The organism is Labedella endophytica, assembly GCF_003990045.1.
Classification (GTDB): Bacteria; Actinomycetota; Actinomycetes; order Actinomycetales; family Microbacteriaceae; genus Labedella; species Labedella endophytica.
Genome location: NZ_RZGZ01000001.1, coordinates 660,996 through 685,289 on the forward strand (window position 1 = coordinate 660,996; position 24,294 = coordinate 685,289).

Sequence of the window (24,294 nt, forward strand, 5' to 3'; positions counted from 1 at the left end):
CGAGCTCCCGAATCCTCTGCAGCTTGACATTGACACTAATGTCACTGTTGAGGATGGGGCTATGACTTCTTCTACCCGCTCCCTCAGAGACAGACCAACGGTCGAGCGTCTCGGGCCTGGCGACGCCCTCGTGATCGGCCTGCTCATGGCCTCGACGTTCCTCGTGCTCCTCAACGAGATGCTCCTCGGAGTGGCTCTGCCCACGCTGATCGCCGACCTCGGCATCACGCCGTCGGCTGGACAGTGGTTGACGACCGGGTACCTGCTCACCCTGGCGGTCCTGGTTCCGGCGACCGGGTACGTCATGCGTCGATTCCACCTGCGGACGATCTTCCTCACCGCGCTCTCGGTGTTCATCCTGGGAACCGCGGTCGCGGCGATCGCCCCGAGTTTCGAGATCCTCCTCGGTGGTCGGATCGTCCAGGCCGTGGGCACGGCCGTCTTCGTTCCGCTGCTCATGACGACGGCGATCCGACTCGTGCCCGAGTCGCGTCGGGGCCGGATCATGGCGATCGTGACAGCTGTGCCCGCCCTTGCTCCGGCCGTCGGGCCGGCCGTCTCCGGTCTCGTCCTCACCTACCTGCCGTGGCGGTGGCTCTTCATCCTGGTGCTCGCGGTCGCCGTGATCGCTCTCATCGCGGGTGCGCTGAGGCTCCGGAACATCACGAGCCCCGAGCGAGCGAGCCTGGATGTGCTGTCCTTGGTCCTGTCGGCCGTCGGGTTCGGAGGGTTGGTACTCGGGTTGTCCGTGATCGGAGAGTCGGTCTCGGGGCATGCTCCTCTGCCTCCGCTGGTCCCGCTCCTGATCGGCGTCGTGGGGGTCGTGGCCTTCGTGTTCCGCCAAATCACACTCCGCCGACGAGGGACTGCCCTGTTGGACATGGGCATCTTCACCAGCAGGACCTTCTCGGTCGCGATCCTCATCATGTTCTTCGTGGCGATGAATGGGTTCGGAGTCGCGCTGGTGCTTCCCCTCGTCCTCACCGGGGCGTTGGGATTGAGCACCCTCGCCATCGGGCTGTTCCTCGTTCCGGGCGGCCTCATCATCGCCTCCGTCTCCGCGCTCGGCGGACGCGTGTACGACCGTTGGGGGCCGCTGCCGCTGGCGATTCCGGGCGCAGTGATCTGGGCCACGAGCATCTGGTTCCTCAGTACGCTCGACACTGCCGATGGCGTCTGGGCGTTCCTCGGTTTCTACCTGCTGATGACGACCGGACAGGCGATGATCTGGGGGCCGGTGACGACGCTGGCGCTCTCGTCGCTGCGGCCCGATCTCTACCCGCACGGCAGCGCCGCCTTCACGACGGTGCAGCAGCTCGCCGGCGCGGCGGGAGGTGCGGTCCTGATCTCGGCCTACACGATCGGCGCCGGTCCGGCGGACGCCGGGCACCTCAGTGTCGCTCAGACGATCTCCGCTGGGCAGGCCGCGTTCATCACGGCCGGTGCTCTCGCGCTCGTGGGCATGATCGGGACGCTCTTCATCGGACGGCACCGGCGCGCGGGTTCGGGGGAGACGGCGTCGGCCGACAGAAACCCAGGGGATGTCGATCCGGAATCAGTCGTAGGCTGAACACTGCCATTCGTGTGAGGGTCCGGGACGGGAAGGAAGCAAATGAGAATCGGAGAACTCTCCAAGGAGACGGGCGTGCCGCCGCGCATGCTCCGGTACTACGAGGAACAGGGCCTCATCACGCCCCAGCGACTCGACAACGGTTACCGCGACTACGGCGACTATCTCGTCGATCGCGTGAACAAGATCAGAGGCCTCGTCGACAGCGGCATCCCGTCGCGGATCATCATCGACATCCTCCCGTGCCTCGACAAGCCGCAGACCATCGTCGTCCGCGACGCCGACCCGGAACTCCGGGACACGCTCGTGAAGGAACGCGACCGGATGTCGCAGAAGATCGACTTCCTCGTGCAGAACCGCGACGCGATCACGCAGTACATCGAGGCGTTGGACGCCGCGATGTCCGATGCGCGCGTCGCCGAGGCGAGCTGAGGGCGAGCGTACGACGAAGCGGGCGCGGCATCGTCCGACGCCCGGGTCGTTGTGATCGGTGAAAATACTCGCTCATGACCGGATTGTCATAGAGGGCCCCGATGAGGGCGGCCGCCGCCGATCCGGCACGCGGCTTCAGTTCCGCGGGCTTCATCTTCGTGGTTGGAGGGCCCAACCACGAAGATGAAGGACCGAGTTCGTGCTTCTTGGGACGGCGCGGCCGTGGACCCGATGCCGACCGGCAGCCGCTCGACATCTACGGGACGACGCACCCACGTCCGACCGACACCCCGACTCGCATCACGAGGTCGCGCTCACGACGCGCTCGGCTCCTCCGCGCCGAGCTCGAGGGCCAGTTCCATGCAGCGCCAGCGGGCCGGCGAGAAGTCGTAGGGCATCATCTGAACGGCCTCGCTGAGGCTCGTGGTGGCGTGCCCCGCGCCCCGATCGTCGTCGGTGGCACCCCCTCCGCCCTCGTCGGCATCCGGGTGGGCGGCGTCCCAGCCGTCGAAGATGGCCTGCTCCTCGCGAGCAATACCGGAGTCCTCGATGACCGCGTTCAACCGTTGGTCGAACGCGTGCCGTTCCGCGGCCACCTGCGCCACGCGAGGGTCGTCGACGGCGACCGAGTCGTCGAGCGCCTCCTCGGCGGCGTCGACGCGGTCGGACTCCTCACGGAGATCCGGGTGGGTGGCCAGGGCGATAAATCGCGACGCCTGGGCGGCCGCGACGAGCGGGCCGAGGACCCGCTCGGTGACGAGGAGGGTGTCCAGGTCGTCCTGGCGCAGGGACCCATCGGGCAGGCTCCCGAGACGGTCGCTGACGATGTCGGAGAGGAGCCCCATCCTGCTGCCTTCGGCGCGCATGCGCTGCACGGCCGTGCGCTGCCGTTGGATCTCCGCCTCCCTGTCGGCGAGGGTGCTCTCGAGCCGCTCCAGGATGCCCGTGACCTGGTCGTCGGAGTCGGGAACTGCGGGTGACGTGTCCGCGAAGGCGTCGCGGATGTCGTCCAGGGCGATCCCGGCGTCGGCCATGCGTCGGATCCACAGCAACTGGACCATCTCCTCGTAGCCGTACCGACGGCGGTCGTCGCTGCCCCGCTCGGGCTCGGGCAGGAGGCCGATCTCGTGATAGTGACGGATCGCTCGCGGCGTGGTGCCGACGAATATCGCCGCGCCACCGATCGTGACACGACGCGGCGGAATGAAGGATGAGAACGTGGGGAGGTTTTCCTCGGTGGAGTGGGACATGAGTCCACCGAATCACATGACGCTACGGCAGGTGCAAGTCGTGGCGCCCGCGGAGCCCATGGTCGAGGAAGTCGATCATCCAGGTGAAGCTTTCGTCCACGTCGGCGGCCCACTGGAAGCCGCCGGTGTCCTCGATGGTCGCGAAGCCGTGCACCATGCTGCGCACCATGCGCAGCGCGTGGATCTCCTCATCGGGCTCGAGCCCGTAGTCCTGCAAGACGACGGCGAGCGAGGCGATGGGCCGCGCGAGGGCCGGGCCGAGCGGGTCGTCGTCTCCGGTGGGCCGTGCGCCGGTCGTCGCCGCGTACCGGCCGGGGTGTCGGCGCACGTAGCCTCGGAGGGCCTGCGTCGCGGCGGCGAGGGCCTCCACGCCGGACCGGCCCCGGACGGCCTCCTCGACGGCGTCGCCCGCCTCGGTGGCGCCGAGTACGGCGATGCGGTGGGTGAGCGCGCCGAGCCCGTCGACGTGCTTGTACAACGACGGGGTCTTCACCCCGAGCCGGGTGGCCAGGATGCTCATGCTGAGTTGGCCGATCCCGATCTCGTCGGCGAGGGTGGCCCCCGCTTCCGTGACGACCTCGGCGTCGAGACCCGCCCTAGGCATTGCCAGCCGGGGTCGTCGGGGCGAGCGTCCGTCCGAGGAAGGGCAGGAGCAGAGCGAGGAACTGCCCCGGAGTCTCGGAGTGCGGGTAATGGCCGGCGCCGTCGATGACGGCGACCCGACCGAGTCCTGCGGGGAGGTCGGCGACGATCTTCTCGCCCTCGGCTCGCGGGTCGGCCCAGTCGGGGTCGGCGCTTCCTTCGACGATGAGCACGGGGCACTGCACGTTCGGCAGCTGGGCGCCGGCGTCGGCCGGTGTCGTCTTCGTCATCGCGAGGAGCACCCGCATCCGTTCCGGACGGCCGAGGCTGTCCTCGATGCGTGCACGCTCAGTGGTCCAGTCCGCGGGCTTGGTGGGGATCGCGAGGTCGAGGTAGGCGAGCCAGGGCTTCAGGCCTCGGCCCATCATGACCTTCATGAGCTCGATGGTGCCCGACCGGTGCTGCTTGTTGCGTACGAGTCCGCCGATGTCCATCGACTGCTTCCGCGTGAAGGGGGCGAGCTCCGCGAGCCCGACGATCAGCTCGGGCGCGGTGGCTGCGGCGATCGTGGCCGCGCCGCCGCTGATGGATTGTCCGACGATGACGGCGGGACCGCCGAGGTGGCGCACGAGGGCGACGAGGTCGCCGGCGATGTCGGTGCGGCTGTAGCCGGGCCAGTCGACGCTCGACTCACCGCAACCGCGGATGTCGACGTTCGCCACGCGGTAACCGGCGGCGACGAGCGCGGGCACGATGAAGCGATACGAACGACGGCTGTCGCCCATGCCGTGGGCGAGGACGACGAGCGGTCCCTCGCCCTCGAGGTCGTACGCGATGGTGCCGTCCGTCAGGGTGAGAAATTCGGTCACGATGTCCTCCAGATATGGGGTGGCTAATGCCATTAGCCTTAAGCTAAGGCCATTAGCCATAGAAGTCAAGAGAGCATGGATTCGATCGACGAGTCTCTGGTGCCCGATCTGCGCGCGTCACGCAGAAGTCCTCGGCGGCTCCGCATGGAGCCTCCGAGGACATCTGATGTTCGCGAGGTGTATCCCCGCAAGCGGGGCTACGGACTCAGTGCTCGTCGTAGTGGTCGGCGTGCTGAGCGTGCTTGTGGCCGTCGTGGACGAAGTCCACGTGGTCGCCGTGCTCGACGGCGTCGTGTCCGCAGTCGGTGCCGTGCGCGTGCTCCGCAGTGGAGTGCTCGGCCGTGGGCTCGTGCTCGTCGTAGTGGTCGCCGTGCTCGGCGTGGTGGTGCGCGTCGTGGAGGTAGTCGACGTGGTCGCCGTGCTGCACGGTGTCGTGTCCGCAGTCGGCGCCGTGGGCGTGCTCCGTGATGGTGTGCTCTGCGTGGGTCTCGGTCGTGCTCATGGTTCTGTTCCTTTCGATGGTCACTCGGCCGGGTCCGGCCGGTCGGTCTCCTGCACGTGGGCGAGGGCGTCCGCGATCACGTGGGTGACATGCACGTCGGCGACGGAGTACGAGACTTCCTTGCCGTTGCGCGTCGCCGTGACGAGGCCGATCTGGCGCAGGAGGCGGAGGTGCTGGGAGACGAGTGGTTGCGACATTCCCGTCGTGTCCGCGAGAGCGCCGACGGTGCGGGACTCGTCTCCGAGCACTCGGAGGAGTCCGAGTCGCGACTCGCTTCCGAGCACCTTGAACAGCTGTGCTGCCGCTGCCAGTCCCGGTTCCTCGTGCATGGCTCGATTCCACCACACATATAAAGACATTGCAATATATGCATCTAATCGAGAATGATTCCCATCGCCATCGGAAGCCGTGCGGAAACGGCAAGCGAACTTGGAGGGCGAAGCGTATTAATGCTAAAGATAATCATTCTCATTAAATTGATGGGATTCTCACTGCTCTTTGAGAGGCACCATTCATGCACGTCTCCCGAACCACTCGGGCGGGCACGATCGCCGGAGTCGTCGCGCTCGCCGGCGCGCTGCTCCTGCCATCACCGGCGAACGCCGCCGATGCGCCCGTCGTCCTCGACGACCCGATCACCTTCACCACCGGCCACATCGACGCCTTCAACCTCGCACTCAACGCCGACGACAGCGTCCAGCTCAACCTCAAAGAGGACGTGACCGGCTCGCACGTCCAGCGCACGCCGGAATCGGTCACCCTGGCCGTCAAGAGCCAGGCGGCCGTCGCGAACATCCCGGCCGGCGCCGTCCCGGCCGGTCTCCCGGAGGACTTCCACCTCCTCCCGCTCACGCAGGACTACGACCTCATCTGGCCTGGGTGGGACAGCCAGGGGATCGCGTCCGTCTACGGGGCGAACGCCAAGATCGACATCAACGTCACGAACGTCTCCGGACCGGGCGAGGTCTACCTCTGGTCGCAGGGTGGCTTCGGAACCCCGACGCAGATCATCCAGAACTCCTGGAAGCTCCCCGGCACCATCCACCAGAACTTCACGAGCCACGTGCACTCCAACTGGGGCTTCACGCAGCCGGGCTCCTACGGGCTGACCGTGCAGGCATCGGTGGCGAGCGCCGACGGGACCAAGACGTCCACGACGAACGTCGCCTCCTATTCCTTCGAGGTGTTCCCGGCTCCGACCGCACTGTCGATCTCGGGTGCCGAGACGCCCGTCGCCGACGGCGCCGAGCTCACGCTCAGCGCGGCGCAGACGCCGGCCTCCTCGACGTTCTCCGACTACGCGTGGTTCACACGCGCGTCGGACGGCGATGACTGGCAGGAGATCGCCGGAGAGGCTGGCGCATCGATCACGGTCGCCGCCGCGCAAGGCGCGCAGTACCGCGCGACCATCTCCGGTGGTCAGGACATCGCGAAGGGTTCGGGACAGCCCATCGTCGTCGAGTCCTCGCCGGTGACCGTCGCCATCGAGGCGCCCGTCGAGCAGACGGTCTCCCTCGCACCGCTCGCGGGCCACTACCACAGCGGCTCTCCCGTCGACCTCGTGGCCACGGCCACGCCAGCCGTCGAGGGCGCCACCTACGCGTGGTACCTCCAGCGCTCCGATCAGGACGAGCCCGTCCGGATCGCCGGCGTCTCGGGTGCGACCCACCGTCTCACGGCCGAGCAGGCCCTCCACGGCGCCACCGTCACCGCCGAGCTCCTCGGAGCAGACGGCGCGAGCATCGCCCGTACCGCAGCCGTCACGATCGAGGTCGACGACCACGGATCGGCTCCGCTGCAGAAGGTCAGCATCACCGGTCTCGCCGACGAGTACGAGGTCGGCGCGGACATCGCGCTGACCGCATCGGTCGCACCCGCGTCCGTCCTCGACCGCTTCGAGTGGTATGTCCAGGTGACCGGTTCCACGGAACCCGTGCTCGTCGAGGGAGAGAACGGCCCGACCGTCACGATGGAGGCGACCGACGAGCTCGCCGGCGCCGCGGTCATCGCGAAGCTCACCTACTCCGACGGCACCGCCTATGTGGAGTCCGCCCCGGCGATCGTGACGATCGCCGACCAGGGTGAGGAGATCCCCGAGACGGACCTGACCATCACGACGAGCCGCGACGCCGACGACTACTTCGTCGGTCAGACGGCGACGCTCACGGCCGTGCAGTCGGTTCCGACCGGCCTCGCGACCTACCAGTGGTACACGAAGCTCCCGGGAGCCGAGTCGTTCACGGCGGTCGAGGGACAGACGAGCGCATCCTACGCGTTCAAGCCCACGCTCGCGAACAGCGGCATCCAGGTCCGTGTCGAATTGGTCGACGGCGAGCGCGTCCACGCCGCCTCCGAGCCCGTCACGATCACGGCGGAGCAGCTCCCGGCGACGACGGTGCTGACCGTCGCGCAGGACAAGGCAACCTACGTCGCCGGCGACGTCGCTCACTTCGAGTCGACGCAGACGCCGCAGACGCCGCAGACCGAGGACGAGCACTACCACTGGTACATCAAGCGAGCCGGCGCCGCCGACTACGTGTGGGTGGACCAGTCGCGTGAGAAGGACCTCGACCTCCCGGTCACCGTGGAGGACGACGGCGCCCAGCTCGTCATCCGCCTCTTCGATCACGACCACGCCGTTCTCGCGGAGTCCGCTCCCGTGACGCTCGCCGTCGAGCCCGTGGCCACCGAGCCCGAGCCCGTCGACACGGTCCTGTCGATCGACGGTCTCGTGGCGGCCTACGACGTCGGTGACGTGGCTGCACTGTCCGCCGTTCAGACGCCGGAGACCGGCGAGGACCACTACCACTGGTTCATCAAGCGCTCGGCTGACGCGGACTACGCGATGATCTCCGGAGCGTTGTCGGCCGACCTGGCCTACACGATCGCCGAGGGCGACCAGGGTGCGTCGATCATGGCGAAGCTGTACAACCACGACCACGCGGTCATCGCGGAATCCGAGCCGGTCGTGCTCTCCGTGCGCTCGGGCGAGGCGAAGCCCGCCGATGCACCGGAGTCGCGGACGGGCGAGGAGCTCGACGGCGTCGAGGCCGGGGGCATCACGCTGTCGGACACGACCCCGGAACGTGGGCAGGTCATCACCGTCCAGCTCGGCGACGACACGGCGTACGCCGGTCAGTGGGCGGCCGCGTGGCTGTTCTCCGAGCCCACTCTGCTCGGCGGGGACTGGGTCCGCGCCGACGCGCAGGGCCGGATCGCGGTCACGATCCCCGCGGACGCGACGACCGGTGAGCACCGCCTCGCCGTCTTCGACGCCGACGGCGCCCTCATCGGGTGGGACGACCTCGTGATCGCCGCCGCGGCCGACGTGCCCGGCGACGGTGACGCGGGCGACGCGGATGGCGACGGCGTCGCCGACGACACCGGAGACGGTGACGCGGGCGACGGCCTCGCCGTCACGGGTGGAGAGGCGGTCGGGCTCTTGTCCGGTGCCTCGCTCCTGCTCCTCATGGGAGCAGCCGCTCTCGTCGTCATGAAGCGCCGTCGGAGCTCCGCAGCAGCGGAGTGACCCGAAGCGTGTGACACGCGGTGGCCGCCGGTTCGAACCGGCGGCCACCGCATCCTCATGCGGGCCGTCACCGGCCCGCATCTCGAATAGAAAGGTCCTCTGTGCCCACCCGCTCACGGAGCCGAGCCGTCCTCGCCGTCGCCCTCGGCGCCGCGCTCCTCTCCGGCTGCGCCACACCCACTCCCGCCTCCGAGCCGGAAGGCCTGCGCGTCGTCACCACGACCGGCATCCTCGCCGACCTCGCGCGGAACGTCGCCGGCGACCGGGCGGAGGTCCTCTCGCTCGTCCCCGAGGGTGGAGACCCGCACAGCTACGAGCCGAGCCTGCGGGACATCCGCGACATCGTCTACGCCGACGTCGCGTTCAGCAACTACCTCATGCTCGAGGAGCAGAACCTCATCAAGGCACTCGACACGAACCTGCCGGACGGCGTCCCGAACATCTCGCTCGCCGAGGACGCGGTGAAGTACGCGGCCGAGATCATCCCGCTCGTCGAGGACGTCTCGCTCGACACGATCTGGCTGGGACTCCGTGTTCGCGGCGACGGCGCGGCGCTCAGTGCGACGCGCACCTCGGACGTCCTCGTCTCGGCCACCGACATGGAGGGCCCAGGGGAGCTGCACGCGTACCTCACCGGGAGTTTCGGCGACGTCGACCGCTACATCGACTCGACGGACGGGTTCGACGAGGCGGACGGGTACCGCGACGACACCGTCGTCCTCCCGCCCGACGCACACACCCACCTCAGCTGGGCCTTCTCGGAGCCAGGCATCTACACGCTCGACCTCCGGGCGAAACTGCAGACCTCCTCCGACCAGCGCCCCGTCGAGGTCGCGAGCGGCGAGGTCACCTTCGCCGTCGGAGTCGACCCCTACTCGGTCCCCGGGAAGAGCGACGCCACGATCCTCGACGCCGGGCACTCCGACGTGACGCTCGACATGGACACGCAGTCCTTCACTGTGCTGCTCGACCACGAACACGGTTCGGGCCACGTGCACCAGGAGTTCTTCGACCTCGACGACGTCGTCGTCGAGGTGCCGAACAAGGCGCTCCACGAGATCCCCGGCGACCCGGCCTATCGGTTCCTCGGCCGCGCGGGCAACCCGGTGTACCAGCTCCCGCAAGCCGTTCTCGGCAAGCACGTGCACGGGGAGATCGATCCGCACCTGTGGCAGAACGTCCGCAACGCGATGTCCTACGTCGAGATCATGCGAGACACCCTCATCGACGTCGACCCGGAGGGTGCCGCGACCTACACGGCCAATGCCGCGGTTTACCTCGAGGAACTCGCGGACCTGGACGCCGAGGTAGCAGCGACGATCGCCGAGGTGCCGAAGGCCAATCGCACCCTCGTGACGACGCACGACGCCTACGGCTATCTCGCGCAGGCATACGACCTCACCATCTCCGGCTTCGTGACGCCGAACCCGGCGATCGAGCCGAGCCTCGCCGAACGGAAGCGGCTCACCGAGACGCTCCGCAACCTCGAGGTCCCAGCCGTCTTCCTCGAGCCGAACCTCTCCTCCCGCTCCTCGACGCTCGTCGAGGTCGCGGCCGACCAGGGCATCGCCGTCTGCGACATCTACGGCGACGCCTTCTCGGAGGACGTACCCACCTACATCGACATGATGCGCTTCAACGCGCAATCGATCCGCGACTGCCTCGGCGGCGCGAAGGAGAACTGATGAAGACCCCCACCCTCCTCACGAGATCCCTCCTCGTCGCGACGACGGCAGCCCTCCTGCTGTCGGCGACGTCCGCCCAGGCGGCGACCGACGACGACCTGGATCAGACGATCGACCCCGACCAGGCCCAGGGCACCGGCCAGGTGGTGCGCGACCGCGGTCACGTCGACTTCGGGCCGACGCTCGCGACCGGCGCGTGGGCGGTGCAGCTCCACGATGACACCGAGACCCCGAAGTACTGGCGCGACGTCGACGACGTCGTCCTGCGGGTGAACGATGCGTCGATGCTCGAGGTCCCCGACGACGAGGCCTACGACTTCCTCGGACAGGAGGCGGGATCGGAGGTCTACGTGATTCCGCAGACCCAGAAGACCGATGTGATCTGGGTCGGCTGGAACACGCAGGAGCCCGGCGTGCTCGAGATCATGAACCTCGGGACGACGCTCAGCGTCCTCGGTGTGGACGGCCCCGGCGACGTGTCCGTGTACCTCCAGAGCGGCAACTTCGGCGATCCCGAGCCCCTCTGGTCCACGAGCCAGCCGTTCCCGCAGCAGTCGTGGATCGAGGTGAACACCCACACGCACGCGAACTGGGTCTTCAGCGATCCCGGCGTGTACCTCGTGGACATCCGCTTCGACGCGGACCTGATCGACGGCACGACGGAGAGCGCCGAAGCGACCCTGCGTTTCGCCGTCGGTGACGAGACGAACGCAGACGACGCCTTCGACGCGGTCTCCACCGTCGACGAGGCGGCCGCCGGTGACGAGGCTGTTCCTGCGCCCGCCGAGGAAGAGTCGGATGCGAGCGGCGCGGACACCGCGTCCGGCATCCCGACCGCGGTCGTCGTGTCCGCCGTCGTCGGTGCCGTCACCCTCGCCCTCGTCATCGCGGTCATCGTGATGCTCACGGCGACGCGCCGCGCGAAACAGCGTGTGCTCGCGGCCCGCGCCTCGAGGGAGGCCGGCGAATGAGCGAGTCGAGCACCCCGGCGCTCACCGTCAGCGACCTCACGGTGCACCTCGGGGGACGCCGGGTCCTCCACGACATCGACCTGTCGATCGAGACGGGCGAATTCGTCGGCCTCATCGGACCGAACGGTGCCGGCAAGACCACGCTCCTGCGCGCCATCCTCGGACTCACGAGGCTGCAATCGGGCCGGGTCGCCGTCGACGGCACGGACGCGTCGCAGAACCGTTCCCTCATCGGCTACGTCCCGCAACGCCACGAGTTCGCCTGGGACTTCCCGATCTCGGTCGAGGACGTCGTGATGACCGGGCGGGTGCGTCGGATCGGTTGGCTCCGTCGGCCGGGACTCGTCGACTTCGATGCCGTCGCGGAAGCCCTCGAACGCGTGCACATGGATCACCTCCGCACGCGCCCCGTCGGAGAGCTCTCCGGGGGCCAGCGGCAGCGCGTGCTCGTCGCCCGCGCCCTCGCCCTCCGTCCGCGCCTCCTCCTCCTCGATGAACCGTTCACCGGACTGGACATGCCGACTCAGGAACTGCTCATCGACCTCTTCCGCGAATTGAGCGCCGAGGACAAGGCGGTGCTCATGACGACTCACGACCTCGTGGGCGCGCTCCACGAATGCTCCCGACTGTGCCTCATCAACCGCGCGATCGTCGCGGACGGTCCACCGGCCGCTCTCGACGACCCGGCCGTGTGGATGCGCACGTTCGACGTCAAGGCCACCAATCCGCTGCTCAAGACCCTGGGGGTCGTCGCCTGATGCTTTCTCCTCTCGATTTCCTGAAGGACCTCCTGAACCCGGACCTCGGGTTCCTCCCCAAGGCGCTCGTCATCGCCGTGATGTCGAGCATCGTGTGCGGTGTCATCGGCTGCTACGTCGTGCTCCGCGGGATGGCCTTCATCGGCGACGCCGTCGCCCACGCGGTCTTCCCCGGCCTCGCCGTGGCGTTCGTGATCCAGGGCAACCTCGTGCTCGGCGGTGCGGTCGCCGGTGTATTGACCGCGATCCTCGTGGCCGTGTTCTCGCAGAATCGGCGCATCAAGGAGGACAGCATCATCGGTGTGTTCTTCGTCGCCGCGTTCGCGCTCGGCATCGTGGTCATCAGTCGTGCTCCCGGCTACGCGGGATCGTTGCAGCAGTTCCTCTTCGGATCCATCACAGGCATCCCGGACGAGGACATCTACACCGTGGCCATCACGGGCATGATCCTCATGCTCGTCGTCTTCCTCTTCCACAAGGAGTTCGTCGCCGTCACCCTCGACCGGGAGACGGCCCGGTCCACAGGGGTCCCCGTCTTCGCGCTGGACCTCGTGCTGTACGTCATGGTCGCGGTGGCGATCGTGATCTCGATCCAGACCATCGGGAACATCCTCGTGCTCGCGCTGCTCATCACCCCGGCGGCCGCCGCGCGCCTCCTGACGGATCGGCTGGGCGTGATGATGCTGCTCGCCCCGGTCATCGGCGGCTCCTCGGCCCTCCTCGGGCTCTACCTGTCCTGGAGCCTCGACCTGCCGGTCGGCGGCGTCATCGTCCTCGTCGCGACGGCCGTGTTCCTCATCGCCTGGTTCTTCGCGCCCCGACACGGTCTCCTCATGGCCTACCTCCGGAGGAGAGCCGTCCCGATCGAGGGCGAGAGTGACGACGAGCGCGACCCGCTCACCGACGCAAGCGCCCGCGACCTCATCGGGACCCGCTCGTGAGCCGGGTCGGGGCGCGATCGCTCCGCCGCTCGACGACCGGCGTGAGTCTCGTCGCAGCCGTGCTCGCGAGTCTCCTGATCCCGTCCGGTGCGTCGGCCGCCGCCGCGCCGTCCGCGATCTCCGCTGAGGGTGCGTCTATTCCGTCCATCCGCCAGGACGACACCGGGCTCGTCGTCGACATCGTCTCCGCATCCGGGGAACGTCACGACCCGTCGACGACGATCATCGATGTCCCCGCCTCGGGCGCCGTCGGCGCCGCGCTCGACACCGACAGCGTCTCGAGCGGACCGGTCCGTCTCGACTGGGTGAGCGTCGACCTGCCCGACGCGGGCACCCAGACCGACCCGTCGGTCTCCGTGCGGTCGGAACTCGGCACCGAGGTGCTCCTCGGCTCGGCCGAGGCGGGCCCGACGAGCGTCGACCTCTCTCCTCTGACCTCGAGCGCGGTCGAGTGGACCTTCGTCGGCGCAGGGGACTACCGCATCGAGATGCGGGTCACCGCGCTCGATGCCACGGGAGCGGAGAGCGGCCCGTCCACGTCCGCTGTCCTCTCCTTCCGCGTCGCCGGGACGACCGACCCGGAGACGCCGACGGATCCGGAGAACCCGAGCGACCCGGGGGCTCCAACCGATCCGGAGGCCCCGACCGACCCGGGAACCCCGACCGACCCGGGAACCCCCGGGAATCCGCCCCCTCCCGTCGACCCGACGATCCCCCCCGGGCAGTCGAGCCAGCCCGCCCCTGCGAGCAGCCAGAAGCGCGTCATCGGCGCCGTCCACACGGACATGGTGTCGGCCTTCCTCGACGGGGATGCGCTCACGCTCGACAGCAAGGCGGACATCGACATAGACGGGGACGGGGTCGACCTCGGCACCCGGCTGACGGCCACCCAGACGCTCTTCCACCTCGCCGGGGCGAGCAAGATGTCGATTCCGTCGAGTCCGGTCTTCTCCTTCCTCGGCACGCCCGGGGCGGACGTCTGGCTCGCGCCGCAGACCCAGGACCACGCCCTCATCTGGCCCGGTTTCAGCACCGAGCATCCGAGCCTGTCCGGGAAGGTCAGGGACGCGAAGCTCGCCATCAGCCTCCAGAGCGTGGACGGCCCGGGTGACGTCGAAGTCTTCCTGCAGGGCGGGACGAACAGCGTGACGCGCACGTTCAGCTCCACGACGGCGCTCGCGCCCTGGACGACCGGGGTGCCGCAGCACACGCACATGAACTGGGCGTTCAGCGCCCCCGGCACCTACGTGATGACGTTCCAGGCACGCGGTGTCGTGGACGGACGCACGCAGACGGCTACGAACACCTACACGATGGTGGTCGGCGACCTCGCCGCGCATCGCGCGTCGACGGCCACGACCCTGCGAGCGGAACGACCATCCGCCCTGAGCGGGGCTCCGCTGCGTTTCACCGCGACCGTCTCCCCGGCCGCTGCTGGAGCCGTGCAGTTCCGCGACCGCACCTCCGGCGTGATCCTCGGCCACACCCCCGTCACGGCGGGTTCGGCGAGCTTCGTCACGTCGGCGCTCGCCGCCGGACCGCACGACATCGTCGCCGAGTTCGTGCCGCGGTGGAGCAACGAGGCGTCTCCGTCCACCTCGAGAGCCGTGACGGTCACCGTCGAGGGCGATGTGCGCGAGAAGCCGACCGCCGACGACACCACCGCTCCGACGAGCGCGGGCCTCGCGGCACTTCCCGGTGGCACCGACGTCATCGTGACCAACCCCTCCAAGAGGGTGGGTGCGTCGGGAACCCTCGGAGTGCGGGTCGTCGACACGGACCAGGCCGGTGAATGGGTGTCCGTCTGGTCGATCGGCCCGAAGACGGTGTGGCTCGGATGGATCCAGGCCGACCTGAACGGTGCCCTCACCGTGGACCTGCGCGCCCGGCTCGCCGTCGGGGCGCAGCGGGTCGCGGTGGAGGACACGGACGGGACGCTCGTCGGGTGGGATGCGTTCTCCGTCGTCGGCACACCGAGCGGTGGCGGAGGAGGCGGCAACGCCCCGGGCGGGGGTGGTGCTCCCACTGACGAAGGCGCGACGCCGGCACCGGCCGCGCCCGCTCAGAGCTGCGCGCCGGGGATCGTGCTCGAGAACGGGCACATCGATGCGTTCTTCGTCTCGGCGGCGAACGGAAAAGCCGTCCTCCAGCTGATGGAGGACGTGACCGGTCACCGCGTGGTGCGTGAGGCGGAGTCCGTGCTCCTGCGCGTCCGTGAGCCCGCCTACCGCTCGTCGATCCCGTCCGGCGCCCCCGGCACCTCGTCCGGATACGTCCTCCCCCTCACGCAGAATCCCGGACTCATCTGGCCGGGATGGGACACGAACAGGACTGCGGCGAGCGGATACAGCGACGTGACGATCAACGTCACCGCCGTGAACGGCCCCGGCCGGGTCCACCTGTCGACCGCCGGCCCGTTCGGGGACGTGCGCTCCCTCCTCACGAACGGCGGGTACACGCTGCCCGGGAGCATCCGCGAGCCCGTACCCGTGCACACGCACGCCCAGTGGGTGTTCTCGGAGAAGGGGATCTACACGCTCACGGTCAACGCGGTCGCGACGGATCCCCGCACCGGGTCGTCGCTGCGCACGGCCCCCCACCGCTACGTCTTCCAGGTGGGGGATGCGCCTCTCGGCGACACCTTCTGCGGATTGAGGAGCTCGAGCGTGTCCGACGCGGCGGCCGTCAACGCGGCCGTCGACGAGGCCGCCGCCGCCGCGATCGCCGCTGACCAGGCGGCCGCCGAGGAGGCGGAGGAGAAGGCCGCGGCCGACGAGACGGACCGTGCAGCACGATCGGAGCGCGCGGGCGATACTGCGGACGCTCCCACCGATGCGACTCTGCTCGGCTCGACGACACCGTGGGCGCTCATCGTGATCCTGGCCGGTGGGGCGCTCGTCATCCTGGCGATCGCCGGGGGGACGATGGTCTACGTCCGCCGCTTGCGACGGAGCGAGGCGGCGTTCGTTCCCGGCAGCGGGAGGTGACGACGCCGGGGGACGACCGCGGCGACGTCGACGATTTCGATCGCGTCCTCGCGGGATCGACCAGGCGAAAGGGTGTCGAGGGCGGAGACGACGGTGCGGAGGACGGATACTCCGCACCGTCCGTGGGGCGACCGGCGACGATCGCGATGATCTCGATCGGGCTTCTCGGCGTCGTCGTCATCGCCGTGGGACTCCTCATCGGTCCCTCCGGCCGTCCTCCCGTGTCCGCGTCGGCTCCCGCACCCGCGCCCACCACGGCAGCGGAGACCGATGTGTCGACCGAGGAGTCGGACCCCGAACCGGAACCGGCCGACGAGGACCGCGGCACCGACATCACCACCCTCGTGTCGGCGACGTGGGTGGAGGAGCTCGCCGCCTCCACCGGCATCCCGCACCGGGCTTTGCTCGCCTACACGGGGGCGTCCGTCGCCGTCGATCAGTACTACCCCGGGTGCGGTCTCGGATGGAACACCCTCGCCGGGATCGGTCACGTCGAATCGGACCACGGTCGCATCCACGGTTCGGCTCTCGACGCGTCGGGCGTCGCGCGCCCCGCGATCGTCGGGATCCCCCTGACGGGCGAGACCACCGCGAGCATCCCGGACACCGACGGCGGTGCGCTCGACGGCGACGCCGTGTGGGATCGTGCCGTCGGCCCCATGCAGTTCATCCCCGGGACGTGGCGCGAGTGGGCGACCGACGGCGACGGAGACGGTGTCGCGGACCCGCAGAACGTCGACGACGCCTCCCTCGCCGCCGCCCGGTACCTCTGCGCCATCGGCGGCGACCTGACCGATCCGGAACGGTGGATCGCCGCCGTCGCCGGCTACAACGACACCGTCGAGTACAACAATCGCGTCGCCGACGCGGCGTCCTTCTACGCGTCCCATTCCTGACTTTCTCTGTCACACACACGACATCGCCGCCTCGCGGCTCGAAAGGTACCCCGCATGAACACTCGTCCATCCGCCCGTCTCGCGTTCGCAGGGGCGGCCACGTTGGCCGTCTCCCTCGTCACCCCGTCCGCCGCGATGGCGATCGAGGGGCCACCGCCGCCCACCGTCGATACCACCGTGCTGAGCAAGCTCCACACCGACGCCGTGTCGACGTTCTGGACCGACGGTCGGTTCGAGCTCGCGACCGCCGCGGACCTGCCGGAAGGGACGGGGGTCCGGCTCGATCCGGCGTCGGTCGCGTTCGATATCGACGACGCCGCCAAGACGGTCGTTCCTGAGGGCTACGGCTTCATCGGGACCGCCGGGGAGGAGATGTGGCTCGCCCCCGAGACGGCCACCTCCGAGGGCGACGGCTACGCGACGCTCTGGCCGGGCTTCTCGACCGAATCCGTGCCTGCCGGTGTGCTCGTCGACGACGAAACGACCTTCACGCTCGAGGGCGTGGAGGGTCCGGGCGACCTCGAGGTCTACACGGGGGGCGGTGTCGGCGGAGTCGAGCGCCTGTGGTCGAGCGACGAGGGGCTCTCGTCCTTCACGATCGCCCGCTCGCACATGCACGCGAACTGGGCCTTCACGGCGCCCGGCACCTACACCCTCGACGTCCGCGCCGACGCCCGGACGGCGGGCGGCGCGGTGTCGGCGACGACCGCCTACACCTTCGTCGTCGGCGGGGTCGCACCCGCGACGTCCACGGGGACGACCCTCTCGGCGACACCGGGTCGCGTCGCCCTCGGCAGCACGGTCTCGCTCTCATCGAGGGTCACTCCGGCCGCGGCCACCGGGTGGGTCGAGTTCTTCGACGGCACGCGCAGCCTCGGTCACGACGTGGTCCAGGACGGCCGAGCCGCTCTCGACGTGGCCGACCTGCCCTTCGGGACGCGCCAGCTGAAGGCCGTCTTCACGCCCGAGAGGTCCGCCGACTTCTCGACCTCCTCCTCGAACCCCGCTCCGGTCACGGTCGTCGAGGACCTCGACGGTGTCGACTTCGGCATCGAGGGGCTCGCGACGTCCTACGTCGCGGGCGAGATGATCGACCTGCGCGCCGTCGGTGTGACGCCGAAGGACGGCGAGCGCTTGTGGTGGCTCATCCGCGAGGGTGAAGGGGAGGGCGACTACGCGATGTCCGACGCGGACGGAACGCTGTTCGGAGACCGACTCACCCGAGACGCGACGACTGCGCTCGACGGCGCCCAGATCGCCGTGGGCCTGATCGACGAGGACTACCGCACGATCCAGGAATCCGGATGGACCACCATCCGCGTCACCGGGGAGAACGTCGGATCGGGCGAGAGCATGACGATCTCGGGGCTCGAGTCGAGCTACTACATCGGCGATCCCATCGAGCTCGATGTCTCCCACCGTGCGCTGCGTGACGGTGAATCCCTGCGTTGGGTGAGCCGCGGGCTCCCGTACAGCACCACGTGGGCCGAGCTGTGGGAGGACCAGATTCCGCGGGGTGACGGCCCATACGCGATGGACACCGGTGCCCTGCTCTATGCCGAGGCCGCGCTGCAGATCGTCGACGCCGACGGCGGAGTCGTCGGACAGACCGCGGCGATCCGGCCGGAGCTGCTCGAGCGCGAGCTGCAGGTGTCCGGGGTACGGTCCGTCTACCGCGCCGGTGACACCCTCGGGGCGACCTCCGACCTGTTCCCGGCACGGGAGGGAGTCGCCTACCAGTGGCTCATCCAGCGCGGATGGGAGCAGGAGGCCATCGAGGGCGCGACCGATCCCTCCGTCGAGCTCGGTGTGACGGCGGACCTCGACGGAGCCGAGCTCGTCCTGCGGGCGACCGACGCCCGGACCGGTTTCCTCATCGCTCAGACCGCGACCGTCGTGCGGGTCACGGACGCGGCACCGGGCGAGCAGATCGTCCTCCTCGAATCCCTCGCCGGCCACTACCACCAGGGCAACACCGTCAAGCTGCGGGCGAGCGCCGACCCCATCGCCTCCGACACCGACACGTACCGGTGGCTCTGGCAGCGACCGGACCAGGACGGGTTCACGGAGATCGCGGGAGTCACGACGGCGGCGCACGACGTGCGCGCCCAGCAGGCGCTCGACGGGACCCAGGTCATGGTCGAGTTCGTGTCCTCCGCCGGTGTCGTCCTCGCCACGAGCGAGACCGTGACGATCCACGTGGACGACCACGGCGCCGCCCCACAGGAGAAGCTGTCAATCGCGGGACTCGCGGACACGTACGCCGCCGGTGATGAGATCGCACTCGATGCGACGGTCACTCCGGACTCGGTCCTCCAGCGGTGGGAATGGCTCCTCCAGTCACCCGGCGAGGACGCCCCCACGGCGATCGCGGGACAGAACACTCCTGAACTGCGGATGACCGCGACCGAGGACCTCGACGGCGCCTCCATCGCGGCCCGGCTGGTCTTCGACGACGGTGAGACGTACATCGAGTCGACGCCCGTGACCCTGGCGGTGACGCCGGCCGCCGAGCAGCCGGCGGAGCCAGCCCCGCCGATCCCCGGTGAGCCGGACCCGTCGCTCCCCGGTGACGCGGACCCGTCGCCGGCGCCCCCGGCGGAGGGCGACAACGGACCCGGCGACGCCCCGGGAACGGACGATGCGGCCGCACCGGAGGCCGACGGCACCGACCGCACGGACGGCCTGGCGGTCACAGGGTCCGACGTGCTCGGGCTCCTGGCCCTCGTCCTCGCCGCGCTCCTCGCCGGTGCCGCCGCCATCGTGGCCGACCGCCGCCACCGCGCGAAGCGGTCCTGACCGCACAGTGCACCTCATCCCGATCGGCCGGTCGGCCGATCGGGACGAGGCGCGCTGTCGGGGCGTGCACCACATCCCGCCCGAAGATCGCGGTCACGTCGGCCGAGAAGTCGACGTCGGGCTCGAAACGGTCGCGTCGAGATCGAGCGGCCGGATCGCGTCCGTCTAAACGTCGTGTGGCGAGGAGCCGGAGTTTCCGGAGCCGCCCTCGAATCGGGACAGCACTTCGCGAGCGACGACCTCCGCCGCGAGCTCCGGCAGCCAGTGGCCCTCGTCGAGCTCGACGAACCGATAGTCGCCGCGAGCGTGTCGCCGCGTCAGTTCGGCGGCACGGCGGCCGAGGGCCGGATCCCGATTGCCCCAGACGTACGTCACATCCGCCGTGGCCCGCCGCTGCGACGTTCTGCCGGACCGTCGGTCCGGCAGCATCATCCCGCGGTACCAGTTCAGTGCACCCCGGAGAGCACCGGGGGAGGAGAGGAAGCGCTGGTACTCGCGCGCGATGCCGTCGGGGAGCCCCATGGCGACGAGCAACCGGGCCAACCGTGGTCGGAGGAGTGCCTCGGGCAGGACCGGGAGCTGGAACGCGCCCATATAGAGGGACCGTGCCAGCTGCGCGGACGAGAGGAGCGATCGCGCGAGCGCTCGCGGATGGGGCGTCGACAGGATCGTCACGCCCGTGAGGCGGTGCGGCGCGACGGCTGCAAGTCGCCAGGCGACGAAACCGCCCCAGTCGTGTCCGACGACGTGGACGCGATCGGTCCCGAGGTCGTCGATCAGCGCGAGCGCATCTCCAGTGATGTCGGCGGCCCGGTAGGACGATCGGTGACGCGGACGGGCCCCCGCCGAGTATCCGCGCTGGTCGTACGCGACGACGCGCCCTCCGCCGGCCTCGAGCAGCGGAGTGACGGCGTCCCACGTGCGTCGCGATCCCGGGAAGCCGTGCAGGAGGACGATGACGGGGCCGTCGAGGGGGCCGGAGTCCGACACGTCGAAGGTAAAGCCGTCGTGGCGGAAGCGGGTGAGTCGGGTCGGCGTCATGACTCGATCCTCTCCGGTCGCCGCATGTCGAGTAAGCGCTGGACAGGTCGGTCGTCACGGCGCTCGATGCCCAGATGCCTCCGACGGACGCGAGCGCGTCGGCCGTCGGAGGCATCTCGGCAGCCGGGGTCCTACTCCTTCTTCAGCTTGTCCTGGGCCGCGCCCGCGAGCTTCTCGACGGTGTTGGGGAGTTCCGTCGTGCCGTAGAAGCGGGAGTCCGGGTGCGTGGGAGGCGGCATGGGGACGCCGGCCTCGGGCTCGGCCAGGTAGGAGAATTTGCCCTTGCCGTCCGGTGTCGGGCCGCTCGCCCAGGAGCCCTCGGCCGCCGCTGCGCCATCCGAGAAATTGATGTACTGGTACGACACGTCGCGCTCCTCGTGCTTCAGGGGGAAGTTGCTCGGAACGGGGAAGTCCTCGATGCCTTCGGCCCGCAGTTCCGCCGCGGCCGCCATCCACTGGTTCTGGTGCATCGTGTCCCGCGCCAGAAGGAACGAGAGCAGATCCCGCACGCCGTGGTCGTCGGTCATGTGGTAGAGCCGGGCGACCTGGACCCGCCCCTGCATCTCGGCGTTGGCGTTCGCGGTGAAGTCGGCGAGGAGGTTTCCGCTCGCCGTGATGTAGCTGCCCTGCCACGGGTTGCCCATGCTGTCGACGGGACGCGCTCCTGCACCCGCGACGATTCCCTGCTGGATGTCGGTGCCGCCGATGACGGCGGCGACCGTCGGATCCGCCTGGACGGCATCGTCGGTGATCCCAAGGGGCGACTTCTCGAGGAGCTGGGCGATCATGACCGCGAGCATCTCGACGTGCCCCATCTCCTCCGCGCCGATGCCGAAGACCAGGTCGCGGTACTTGCCGGGGATGTGCATGTTCCAGGCTTGGAACTGGTACTGCATGGCGACGGTGATCTCGCCGTACTGACCGCCGAGGACCTCCTGGAGCTTGCGGGCGTACACAGCGTCCGGTCGTTCGGGCGTTGCGGCGTGTTGCAACTCTTGTCGGTGGAAGAACATCGTTCACTCCTTCACCATCGTGCTGCCGTTCGACGGCGGTCGTCGATCCTGCGCGACGGTCCGACCAGTCAATTCCTCACCTGCGATCTCTCGCGCGTGCTGGACATCGTGCGCGAGCGGCGCTCATAATGCGACGCCGGCGCCGTGCCCGCCGCGGATGAGAGGCGGCGGGCACGACATCACGTCAGCCCTGGCGCGCTTTGAAGCGCGGGTTGAGCTTATTGATGACGAACACGCGTCCGCGGCGGCGGACCACCTGGGCACCGGGCATCTTCTTGAGCGACTGGATCGAATTGCGGACCTTCATGGCCGTTCCTCCTTTATTGATAACCGTTCTCGTTTAGAGTAGACCCCATGGAACATCTCGAGAACGACGTCGACCGGATCCGATCGCGATCGGGCGTGGCTGTCACGCTCGTCAGTTCGTCGGACATGGTGCGGGCGAGTGAGGTCGCCGCTGCGTTCGCCGGGGTGCGACCGTCGGCTCCCGGCCGGCGCGTCGAGACCGACGACGAGGACAGCGGTGACTTCGCGCTGCAGCTCGCCGAATCGGTGTGCGAGAGCGCCGATGCCGGGTTGCGGGGCGAGACCGTCGTCGTGCTCGAGCCGCGGGCGGATGTCATGGAGATCGCGCTCGTGTGCGAGTTCGTGATGACCCGTCGGCACCCCGACGAGGTTCCCGTCGTGACGCGCGAGGTGATCGCCGTCTCGAGCATCCGCGAGATCCTCGACCGATTCCTCGACGGGGCCGCCGGACAGCAGATGGACGACGCGGTCGACGAGTCGGCCGAACGCCTCGCCGCCCGCCTCGAGTTCGCCTCGACGATCGTGCTGACCGATCTGGAGGACGCCCCGGGCGACGCTCGTGCCTCCCTCGCCCTCGCCCTGGCGCAGCGCCTCAACCCGGGGGCGCTCGTGATCGGGCCGGGAGGCGTCGCGTCACTGCGGCGGGCGCCCCTCCGCCGCACGGAGACCCGCGCTCACCGGATCGGGGCGAACATGGGCTGGCAGCTCGCGCTCGCCGCGGACGACGAGCCCTCGTCGGGCCTGATCGGCGCGACGGTCTTCCGCGACCCGCGGCCGTTCCATCCCGGCCGACTCGCGAAGGTCGTGGCCACCGAGCTCACGCCCGATCGGGTGGGACGCATACTCCGCTCGAAGGGACTCGTGCGCCTCGCGACACGAGCCGACCAGGTCGGTTCCTGGTCGAGCGCCGGAGACCTCCTGAGCCTCGACCCCACGGGCATGTCGAGCTGGGACGCGGATTCTCCTCCGGGCCAGGAGATCGTGTTCTTCGGGCACCACCTCGAGAGCGATCGCCTCGTCGACGTGCTCGGTCGGTGTCTCCTCGCCCCGGACGAGTTGCTCGCCGGCCCGATGGAATGGCAGACATACGCCGATCCCTTCCCGCGCTGGGAGGCCGGCCACCGGCACTAGATCGACGCCGCCCATACCCCACGTCGGGGGAGGACGCGAGCCCGAGACGACGCAGACGCGTCCGCGTACCGTTCACGGACCAACACCCGCCAACGAAGGAGTGACCATGGGGCTCGACGACAAGATCAAGAACGCGGCGCAGGACGTGTCCGGCAAGGCGAAGGAGACCGCCGGCAAGCACGGCGACGACGAGAAGCTGCAGCGCGAGGGTGAAGGCGACCAGAAGAAGGCCAGCCTCAAGAACGCGGGCGAGAACGTCAAGGACGCCTTCAAGTAACCACGCGGCGACGTCGCCACGTGACGAGACGGCCCGGTCGGATATCGGCCGGGCCTACCATTCGTCCATCGCGATCGGTCGCGTCATACATCGGGTTCTGTGATTTCGCACCGTCGGACTTCGCCGGGGGTCGGAGCCTACGGATGGGAAGGAGCCGAAAATGGCCCAGAGCAACGCGCACAAGAGACAGATCCTGGATCTCGACGCCGCAATCAGTTCAGACGAGTACTCATCCTTCTCCGCGATAACCCGAACGGCTGACGGGAGTGTCTTACGTGGCTGGTATGCGCGTCTGTTGACGGCGCTCGCACTGGCGACCGGCGGGGAACCTGTCGTGTTCGCACGCGGCCGGAATGAGGAAGAGCACGGAACGGCCAACATCGTCGTGTTCACGGAAAGCGTGCTCGCTGTGGCCGACGTGGACGATACGACGTCGGATGACGGGGCACCTACCGTGCGCTTCATCCCGCGCAGTGCCATACGGTCGCTCAGGTTCACGGCCAGCGACAGGTCCGACGACGAACGAGCAGAGCGCTACACCTGGCCGGGCACGCTCTCCATCGAGCTGGCTTACGACGGTCTCGACGAGCTGATCGCACTGAGTGGCTCGGCGACGGAGCAGTTCGCCGTCAATCAGCCTGCCTCGATATGGCGTCTGCTCGAGGGCCTTCAGGCGGATCTGCTCACAGGTTCGTCGAAAGAGGGACGGATGGGCTGACCCAGCGGTCGTCGTCCTCGTGTGCCCACCATCGGGG

The 24,294-nt window shown here is 69.1% G+C and carries 21 protein-coding genes; 13 read left to right on the plus strand and 8 right to left on the minus strand.

Annotated elements, in window-relative coordinates; translation table 11 throughout:
* Nucleotides 1-61: 61 nt before the first annotated feature.
* Together ELQ94_RS03135 and ELQ94_RS03140 are read left to right on the plus strand one after the other, a co-directional pair.
* Nucleotides 62-1,570 carry a DHA2 family efflux MFS transporter permease subunit gene (locus ELQ94_RS03135; RefSeq protein ID WP_127047025.1) on the plus strand — a complete coding sequence of 503 codons (1,509 nt, stop codon included), beginning with the start codon at nucleotides 62-64 and terminating at the stop codon, nucleotides 1,568-1,570.
* A 42-nt stretch (nucleotides 1,571-1,612) separates the two neighbouring features.
* Nucleotides 1,613-2,002 carry a MerR family transcriptional regulator gene (locus ELQ94_RS03140; protein ID WP_127047027.1) on the plus strand — a complete coding sequence of 130 codons (390 nt, stop codon included), beginning with the start codon at nucleotides 1,613-1,615 and terminating at the stop codon, nucleotides 2,000-2,002.
* Between the two features lie 314 nt (nucleotides 2,003-2,316).
* Here the strand turns inward: ELQ94_RS03140 and ELQ94_RS03145 are convergent, their stop codons facing one another.
* The 5 genes from ELQ94_RS03145 to ELQ94_RS03165 form a co-directional block, all read right to left on the minus strand.
* A complete protein-coding gene (locus tag ELQ94_RS03145; RefSeq protein ID WP_127047029.1) occupies nucleotides 2,317-3,252 on the minus strand; it encodes a MerR family transcriptional regulator in 936 nt (311 codons plus the stop codon).
* Between the two features lie 22 nt (nucleotides 3,253-3,274).
* Nucleotides 3,275-3,856: a TetR/AcrR family transcriptional regulator gene (locus ELQ94_RS03150; protein ID WP_127047031.1), complete on the minus strand. Its 582-nt coding sequence runs from the start codon at nucleotides 3,854-3,856 to the stop codon at nucleotides 3,275-3,277.
* Nucleotides 3,849-4,703, minus strand: coding sequence for an alpha/beta fold hydrolase (locus ELQ94_RS03155; RefSeq protein WP_127047033.1), 855 nt, complete (start codon nucleotides 4,701-4,703; stop codon nucleotides 3,849-3,851). Before ELQ94_RS03155 ends, ELQ94_RS03150 begins: the two co-directional genes overlap by 8 nt.
* 205 nt (nucleotides 4,704-4,908) lie before the next feature.
* Complete coding sequence (locus ELQ94_RS03160; RefSeq protein ID WP_127047035.1) at nucleotides 4,909-5,205, minus strand: hypothetical protein; 297 nt, start codon at nucleotides 5,203-5,205, stop codon at nucleotides 4,909-4,911.
* 20 nt (nucleotides 5,206-5,225) lie between these two features.
* Complete coding sequence (locus ELQ94_RS03165) at nucleotides 5,226-5,534, minus strand: ArsR/SmtB family transcription factor (protein WP_127047038.1); 309 nt, start codon at nucleotides 5,532-5,534, stop codon at nucleotides 5,226-5,228.
* Between the two features lie 185 nt (nucleotides 5,535-5,719).
* Here ELQ94_RS03165 and ELQ94_RS03170 point away from each other — a divergent pair, with 185 nt between their 5' ends.
* The 8 genes from ELQ94_RS03170 to ELQ94_RS03205 all read left to right on the plus strand — a co-directional run bounded on the left by ELQ94_RS03170 (nucleotide 5,720) and on the right by ELQ94_RS03205 (nucleotide 19,771).
* Nucleotides 5,720-8,734 (plus strand): choice-of-anchor M domain-containing protein, encoded by a 3,015-nt coding sequence (locus tag ELQ94_RS03170; RefSeq protein WP_127047040.1) that lies wholly within the window; start codon nucleotides 5,720-5,722, stop codon nucleotides 8,732-8,734.
* 101 nt (nucleotides 8,735-8,835) lie between these two features.
* Entirely contained in the window at nucleotides 8,836-10,419 is a 1,584-nt protein-coding gene (locus tag ELQ94_RS03175) for an anchored repeat ABC transporter, substrate-binding protein (protein WP_127047043.1), read from the plus strand.
* Nucleotides 10,419-11,390 carry a choice-of-anchor M domain-containing protein gene (locus tag ELQ94_RS03180; RefSeq protein WP_127047045.1) on the plus strand — a complete coding sequence of 324 codons (972 nt, stop codon included), beginning with the start codon at nucleotides 10,419-10,421 and terminating at the stop codon, nucleotides 11,388-11,390. The genes ELQ94_RS03175 and ELQ94_RS03180 overlap by 1 nt, the downstream gene beginning before the upstream one ends.
* Entirely contained in the window at nucleotides 11,387-12,148 is a 762-nt protein-coding gene (locus tag ELQ94_RS03185; protein WP_127047047.1) for an anchored repeat-type ABC transporter ATP-binding subunit, read from the plus strand. Before ELQ94_RS03180 ends, ELQ94_RS03185 begins: the two co-directional genes overlap by 4 nt.
* On the plus strand, nucleotides 12,148-13,089 hold the full coding sequence (locus tag ELQ94_RS03190) for an anchored repeat-type ABC transporter permease subunit (protein WP_127047049.1): 942 nt from the start codon (nucleotides 12,148-12,150) through the stop codon (nucleotides 13,087-13,089). Before ELQ94_RS03185 ends, ELQ94_RS03190 begins: the two co-directional genes overlap by 1 nt.
* A gap of 41 nt (nucleotides 13,090-13,130) precedes the next feature.
* Nucleotides 13,131-16,076: a choice-of-anchor M domain-containing protein gene (locus ELQ94_RS03195; protein ID WP_127047051.1), complete on the plus strand. Its 2,946-nt coding sequence runs from the start codon at nucleotides 13,131-13,133 to the stop codon at nucleotides 16,074-16,076.
* A complete protein-coding gene (locus ELQ94_RS03200; protein ID WP_243696835.1) occupies nucleotides 16,073-16,972 on the plus strand; it encodes a lytic transglycosylase domain-containing protein in 900 nt (299 codons plus the stop codon). The genes ELQ94_RS03195 and ELQ94_RS03200 overlap by 4 nt, the downstream gene beginning before the upstream one ends.
* A 54-nt stretch (nucleotides 16,973-17,026) precedes the next feature.
* A complete protein-coding gene (locus ELQ94_RS03205; protein ID WP_127047053.1) occupies nucleotides 17,027-19,771 on the plus strand; it encodes a choice-of-anchor M domain-containing protein in 2,745 nt (914 codons plus the stop codon).
* A gap of 165 nt (nucleotides 19,772-19,936) precedes the next feature.
* Here ELQ94_RS03205 and ELQ94_RS03210 read toward each other — a convergent pair whose 3' ends face one another.
* The 3 genes from ELQ94_RS03210 to ykgO all read right to left on the minus strand — a co-directional run bounded on the left by ELQ94_RS03210 (nucleotide 19,937) and on the right by ykgO (nucleotide 22,132).
* Nucleotides 19,937-20,812: an alpha/beta fold hydrolase gene (locus ELQ94_RS03210; RefSeq protein ID WP_127047055.1), complete on the minus strand. Its 876-nt coding sequence runs from the start codon at nucleotides 20,810-20,812 to the stop codon at nucleotides 19,937-19,939.
* A gap of 131 nt (nucleotides 20,813-20,943) precedes the next feature.
* Nucleotides 20,944-21,825 (minus strand): manganese catalase, encoded by an 882-nt coding sequence (locus tag ELQ94_RS03215; RefSeq protein WP_127047057.1) that lies wholly within the window; start codon nucleotides 21,823-21,825, stop codon nucleotides 20,944-20,946.
* A 184-nt stretch (nucleotides 21,826-22,009) separates the two neighbouring features.
* On the minus strand, nucleotides 22,010-22,132 hold the full coding sequence (gene ykgO / locus ELQ94_RS03220; RefSeq protein WP_127047059.1) for a type B 50S ribosomal protein L36: 123 nt from the start codon (nucleotides 22,130-22,132) through the stop codon (nucleotides 22,010-22,012).
* A gap of 47 nt (nucleotides 22,133-22,179) precedes the next feature.
* Here ykgO and ELQ94_RS03225 point away from each other — a divergent pair, with 47 nt between their 5' ends.
* The 3 genes from ELQ94_RS03225 (at nucleotide 22,180) to ELQ94_RS03235 (ending at nucleotide 24,257) form a co-directional block, all read left to right on the plus strand.
* Nucleotides 22,180-23,262 (plus strand): CobW C-terminal domain-containing protein, encoded by a 1,083-nt coding sequence (locus ELQ94_RS03225; RefSeq protein ID WP_127047061.1) that lies wholly within the window; start codon nucleotides 22,180-22,182, stop codon nucleotides 23,260-23,262.
* 106 nt (nucleotides 23,263-23,368) lie between these two features.
* On the plus strand, nucleotides 23,369-23,539 hold the full coding sequence (locus ELQ94_RS03230) for a CsbD family protein (RefSeq protein WP_127047063.1): 171 nt from the start codon (nucleotides 23,369-23,371) through the stop codon (nucleotides 23,537-23,539).
* 160 nt (nucleotides 23,540-23,699) lie between these two features.
* Entirely contained in the window at nucleotides 23,700-24,257 is a 558-nt protein-coding gene (locus tag ELQ94_RS03235; RefSeq protein WP_127047065.1) for a hypothetical protein, read from the plus strand.
* Nucleotides 24,258-24,294 lie beyond the last annotated feature (37 nt).

Bases quoted from the DNA above. Each gene is read 5' to 3' on its own strand.
- ELQ94_RS03135 (WP_127047025.1), top strand. From the start codon at position 62: ATGACTTCTTCTACCCGCTCCCTCAGAGACAGACCAACGGTCGAGCGT.
- ELQ94_RS03140 (WP_127047027.1), top strand. From the start codon at position 1,613: ATGAGAATCGGAGAACTCTCCAAGGAGACGGGCGTGCCGCCGCGCATG.
- ELQ94_RS03145 (WP_127047029.1), bottom strand. From the start codon at position 3,252: ATGTCCCACTCCACCGAGGAAAACCTCCCCACGTTCTCATCCTTCATT.
- ELQ94_RS03150 (WP_127047031.1), bottom strand. From the start codon at position 3,856: ATGCCTAGGGCGGGTCTCGACGCCGAGGTCGTCACGGAAGCGGGGGCC.
- ELQ94_RS03160 (WP_127047035.1), bottom strand. From the start codon at position 5,205: ATGAGCACGACCGAGACCCACGCAGAGCACACCATCACGGAGCACGCC.
- ELQ94_RS03165 (WP_127047038.1), bottom strand. From the start codon at position 5,534: ATGCACGAGGAACCGGGACTGGCAGCGGCAGCACAGCTGTTCAAGGTG.
- ELQ94_RS03170 (WP_127047040.1), top strand. From the start codon at position 5,720: ATGCACGTCTCCCGAACCACTCGGGCGGGCACGATCGCCGGAGTCGTC.
- ELQ94_RS03180 (WP_127047045.1), top strand. From the start codon at position 10,419: ATGAAGACCCCCACCCTCCTCACGAGATCCCTCCTCGTCGCGACGACG.
- ELQ94_RS03185 (WP_127047047.1), top strand. From the start codon at position 11,387: ATGAGCGAGTCGAGCACCCCGGCGCTCACCGTCAGCGACCTCACGGTG.
- ELQ94_RS03190 (WP_127047049.1), top strand. From the start codon at position 12,148: ATGCTTTCTCCTCTCGATTTCCTGAAGGACCTCCTGAACCCGGACCTC.
- ELQ94_RS03205 (WP_127047053.1), top strand. From the start codon at position 17,027: ATGAACACTCGTCCATCCGCCCGTCTCGCGTTCGCAGGGGCGGCCACG.
- ELQ94_RS03210 (WP_127047055.1), bottom strand. From the start codon at position 20,812: ATGACGCCGACCCGACTCACCCGCTTCCGCCACGACGGCTTTACCTTC.
- ELQ94_RS03215 (WP_127047057.1), bottom strand. From the start codon at position 21,825: ATGTTCTTCCACCGACAAGAGTTGCAACACGCCGCAACGCCCGAACGA.
- ykgO (WP_127047059.1), bottom strand. From the start codon at position 22,132: ATGAAGGTCCGCAATTCGATCCAGTCGCTCAAGAAGATGCCCGGTGCC.
- ELQ94_RS03225 (WP_127047061.1), top strand. From the start codon at position 22,180: ATGGAACATCTCGAGAACGACGTCGACCGGATCCGATCGCGATCGGGC.
- ELQ94_RS03230 (WP_127047063.1), top strand. From the start codon at position 23,369: ATGGGGCTCGACGACAAGATCAAGAACGCGGCGCAGGACGTGTCCGGC.
- ELQ94_RS03235 (WP_127047065.1), top strand. From the start codon at position 23,700: ATGGCCCAGAGCAACGCGCACAAGAGACAGATCCTGGATCTCGACGCC.